This is a genomic window from Rubrivirga sp. (assembly GCF_049648075.1).
Classification (GTDB): domain Bacteria; phylum Bacteroidota; class Rhodothermia; order Rhodothermales; family Rubricoccaceae; genus Rubrivirga.
This window is the reverse complement of the sequence record NZ_JBARYR010000585.1, coordinates 1-4,355: the sequence shown is the minus strand read 5'-3', so window position 1 is coordinate 4,355 and position 4,355 is coordinate 1. Positions and strand designations below refer to the sequence as shown.

At 69.3% G+C, this 4,355-nt stretch carries 3 protein-coding genes and 1 pseudogene; 3 read left to right on the top strand and 1 reads right to left on the bottom strand.

What is annotated here, in order from left to right; translation table 11 throughout:
• The 3 genes and pseudogenes from WBA11_RS16205 to WBA11_RS16195 form a co-directional block, all read left to right on the top strand.
• A pseudogene (locus WBA11_RS16205) lies at positions 1-905 on the top strand (hypothetical protein); the annotation flags it as partial.
• Positions 906-992: 87 nt separating this feature from the next.
• Positions 993-2,843: a hypothetical protein gene (locus tag WBA11_RS16200; RefSeq protein WP_424521692.1), complete on the top strand. Its 1,851-nt coding sequence runs from the start codon at positions 993-995 to the stop codon at positions 2,841-2,843.
• Between the two features lies 1 nt (position 2,844).
• Positions 2,845-3,786, top strand: a complete 942-nt coding sequence (locus WBA11_RS16195) for a carboxypeptidase regulatory-like domain-containing protein (RefSeq protein ID WP_424521691.1) — start codon at positions 2,845-2,847, stop codon at positions 3,784-3,786.
• 48 nt (positions 3,787-3,834) lie between these two features.
• Here WBA11_RS16195 and WBA11_RS16190 read toward each other — a convergent pair.
• Positions 3,835-4,355: type IV secretory system conjugative DNA transfer family protein (locus WBA11_RS16190; RefSeq protein ID WP_424521690.1), on the bottom strand; the 521-nt coding region annotated here is incomplete at its 5' end.

The window sequence follows — 4,355 nt, the reverse complement described above, 5'->3', positions numbered from 1 at the left end:
GCGCGCTGGCGGGCGGGATCGGCGGGACGGTCGCCAGCGCGGTCTCGCACCTCGCGGCCGACGACGACCGCCTCGCCGAGAGGTTTGCGCGCCGCAACCTCGTCAACACCTACGTCTGGACGGCCGATGGCGGGTTCTATGAGGAGTCGACGCAGATCAGCGAGGTCCGCAGCGAGTCCGCCAGCGGGAGCTACGAGCTCTCGGGCCAGCTCTCTGGCGGCGTGTCGTTCGAGATCGATGGCCCCACCGTCGCCAGCGCCGGCATCACGGGGACGGTCGGCGGCGGCGTGAGCACGGCGCTCTCGAAGGACAAGGAGGAGGAGACGTCGTTCGAGCTCGCGATGTCGCTCGACGTGCCGGACGATCTGGGGCAGTACAAGTATTCCGACCCCGACGACCTCGGCAGCGGGGTCGAGGCGGTCTACGACGGCGACGGCAACGCCGTCAACCAGCCGGGTAAGGTCGACGCGTACCGCTTCATGACGTTCTACCTCGAACCGAAGCGGGACAACTTCGAGGACCTGTTCGAGACGGTCGTCGACCCGATTTGGCTGGAGCGGAGCCCGCACCCCAACGCGGCCGCGCTCCGCCAGGCGAACCAGGCCGAGCAGAAGCCGCTCTGCTGGCGGGTCTTCCACCGCGTCACCTTCGTCAGCCGCATCCTGCCCAAGGTCTCAACCGGCACCGAGCCGCACGCCGAAGCCCTGAAGCGGGTCAACATCGGGAGCAGCTACGAACTCGTGCGCCGCCTCGACGCCGACGTGAAGGGCCACACAGTGGACCCGGTCACGTTCAGGGAAGCGGTCCGCAAGGCGGTCCACAAGCGGCTCCCTGAGCTGGCAGACGAGCACGACCTAGAGCACATCGTAGACATCCTCGCTAGCTACTACGAGGTGACGGAGTAACCCCCTCTCGCCACGTACCCCAGAGCGCGGCGGTCGGAGACCCGGCGCCGCGCTTCGATTCACGTTTGACAACGAACACAGAGCACCATGGAAGCAATCGTCGGCGCATTCGGCGGTCTCACAGCCGGCTGGCTCATCCAGTGGCTGATCGACCTCTTCTACTGGCGCAACAAGCGCGTCTGCTCGGAGGGCGAGAGCAAGCTGCGCGACGCCTTCTCCGAGATGACGTCCGAGCGCGACGGCCTGCGCCGTCAGGCCGAGGATCTGACGGCTCGTGCCAAGCGGATCCCGGAGCTCGAAGCGGAGCTCGACAAGGAGCGGGCCCAGCTCGGCACGATCCGGGACCAGTTCCGCGCCCAAGAGGTCCAGCTGAACGACCTCCAACAGGAGGTCACCAGCCTGCGCCCGATGGGGGACGAGCGGGCCTCGCTGCAGTCGACCCTCGACGGCGTGAACGCGCGAATCCCCGAGCTAGAGACCGAGCTCGGGAAGGAGCGCGAGCAGCTCGGCACGCTCCGCGACCAGCTCCGTCAGCAGGAGGTCCAACTTAACGAGGCGCAGCGGGAGGCGGCCGACCTGCGCCCGCTCGAGGGCGAGCGGGACGGGCTGAGGTCGGACCTCGACCGGGCTAACAAACGGATCGAAGAACTGGAGCAGGAAGCACAGGAGCGGGAGCTGTCCGCCCCGGAGCCGCGCGCGGTCGAGTCGTCGCCAGCGGTTCGCATGAGCGCAGACCTCGCACCCGCAGACCCGCAGAGCTCAGAGCCCCCGTCCTCAGACCACCAGTCGGACGACGAGCAAGACGAGGACGACGACCTCGAAAACCGCCTGCTTCGGATCGACCTCCACCTCGAAGGCCTCCTCAAGGACATGGTCGGCCGCAACATGGCCATCGCCAAGAACCTCCGCGTCGGCGAGCTCTACGTCCAGCGCGGCGGCCGGATGGAGCGGCTCCAGGACAGCGAGGCGACGGATACGGAGAACGGCGCGGACGGCGACGAGGCGCATGATAACCTAGCCTCTGGCGTCTCGTCGCGCTCGAGCGCGCTCCGGAGCCAGCTCTACCGCGTCGAGCACCAGGCCGACGGCGACGGGCGCTGGCGTGAGGGGGGCTCGTGGGTGATGGGCACCCGGTCCGGCGAGCGGCTCACCGCGCTGAGCGGCTCCTCGGACGACGGCGGGTTCACGCTCGAAGGGTTGTGGTCATACGGGGACGACGACCTGACCGCCTTCCGTGCGACGATGACGGCCCACAACACGTACGAGGTCGAGGCCCAGACTGGTGGCGAGGACGGCCCCTGGCGCCCCGCCGGGACCTGGCTCCTCGGCGCACGCGTCGAGCACCACGTCGTCGCGCTCGACCTCACGTCCGACGACGGTAGCGAGACGCTGGTCGGCACGTGCCGGTACGAGGACGAGCCCCAACTCACTGTCCGCTGTCAGACCGCCGTTGGCGGAGTCTACGCCGTGACGTCCGACGACAACGAGACCCCGACGTGCTGGGTGATCGGCCAGGACCAACCGGTGCGGTCCCTCGTCTGCCGCTCCGACGACGACGGGCTCTCCTTGCTCGGGAGCTACGACATCGGCGGCACCGTTCTCGGCTTCCGGGCCGTGCGCTGGGCGGGGAACGCCTACCACACCGAGGTCCGCGCAGACGGCGACGGGGGCTGGACGGATAGCGGAATGTGGGTTCTCGGGTCGCGCAAGGACGTCAACCTCGTCTCGGTCGACCTCGAAGGAGGGGGCGCGCTCACCGGCCTGTGCGCCTACGCGGGCGAGCAACCGCAGCGCGTCACCTGCCACGCGCCCGAGGTCGAACTCGTCGAGCAGTTGCCAGCGCCCTCTCCCGCCCAGGCTGTCCCCGCCGGCGAGGCCGCTAGCACGACGGCCTCCGCCAGCGGCGGAACCACAGCCCCCACACTCGACCCGTCCTAAGATGCTCGGCGACCCCTGCAACGCGAAGAAAACGGTCACCCGGCCCGAGCTCTTCCGCTACAACCTCTTCAAAGGATTGACCTTCGCGGCCCTGAGCCTGACGACGATCGGGCTGGCCGTTACGACCGGCTTCGCCGAGGACGGCCTGTTCGGCTCCCAGGGCGGCAGCGTGGTCGAAGGCGACGGGCGACTGGACGACTTCAGCGGCAACGGCCTGAGCCAGGACGGCCTGGAGGGCGGCCTCCTCGCGCCCGACGCGCTGGCGACGGTCACCGGCCAGCTCATCGACGCGACCACGGGGGGGGCACTCGCGGGCGGAGAGGTCTGCCTCGACGGGACGGGACGGTGCACCGTCTCTGACGGCGACGGCCGGTTCACGATCAGCGACCTGGCAGCGACCGGGGAGGGCACACTTACCGGGAGCGCAGACGGGTACTTCGGCGGCTCGGCTACGGTGGAACTGGCGGCCGGTGGGACGACGCCCCAGAACGTGACGCTCTCCCCCGTGGTGACGGGCGGCGCGCTGCGGATCGTCCTGACGTGGGACACGGACCGCGACATCGACACCTACGTGCGGATCCCGAGCGACGGCGCCAGCGCCGCCCGGTACATCAACTACCAGGAGAAAGGCGGAGCCGACATCTTCCCGTTCGCTACCCTCGACGTCGACGACACCGACGGCCTCGGCCCCGAGACGGTCACGATCGGCAGCCAGCTGGGCGGGGTCTACGGCTACGTCGTCCACGACTTCAGCGGGGACCGCTCGCTCGCCGACGCGACGGTCCAGGTCTACAACGCGTCGGGGCTCGTGGCCGAGTTCGCAGGCCCCGCAGAGCCGACCGACTACTGGCACGTGTTCAACCTCTACGGCGACGTGGGGGCTGTCGAGCCCGTCGACCAGCCGATCGACACGCTGCCCGACGTTGCCAACGGGTTTCAGTAATAGGCGCCGTTATCGAGCCTGGCTCTCCTCGGCGACCCTCATGCAGCCTCAGTTGCTCGTTCCCATGTACCGAGCCCTTGGGCTGAACTCCCGGTCCTCGTAGTACGCGATCCGCCGGGCCAGCACCGGGTCCTCCCCACGCACGAGGAGGACCTGGTCGCCCTTCCCAAGCCGCCTCAACTCGTCCGGCGTGATGAGCGGGCGCGAGGTCTCCGTCGCCCCGGCGCTCTGCGATCTCGATGCGTGCTTCCCCCGGCTCCGACCCGACGACTGCGACCGGTGGAAGACGGTCGCCGTGCCCGCCATCTTCGAGAGGTACTCGGCCGTGAACTGGTCCGTCGTCCCGAAGGCCTGGACCGCGTCGGCGTTGGCGACGAACGACTCCCAGTCCTTGGGATAGAGGCGACGGAGCTGGCCCAAGTCCTGCAAGAAGGGCCAGACCTGGATGCCGTAGCCCGCAATGAGCGAGACGGCTCGGCGGACGGGCGGCATCGGCCCGAGTTGGGCGAACTCGTCGAGCAACAGGAGCGCGCGCCGCGCCGCAGGCGCCGCGCCCCCCTGAACCGGCC

Excerpts from the sequence above, each read along its gene's own strand:
- WBA11_RS16200 (WP_424521692.1), top strand. The coding sequence starts at position 993 with ATGGAAGCAATCGTCGGCGCATTCGGCGGTCTCACAGCCGGCTGGCTC.
- WBA11_RS16195 (WP_424521691.1), top strand. The coding sequence starts at position 2,845 with ATGCTCGGCGACCCCTGCAACGCGAAGAAAACGGTCACCCGGCCCGAG.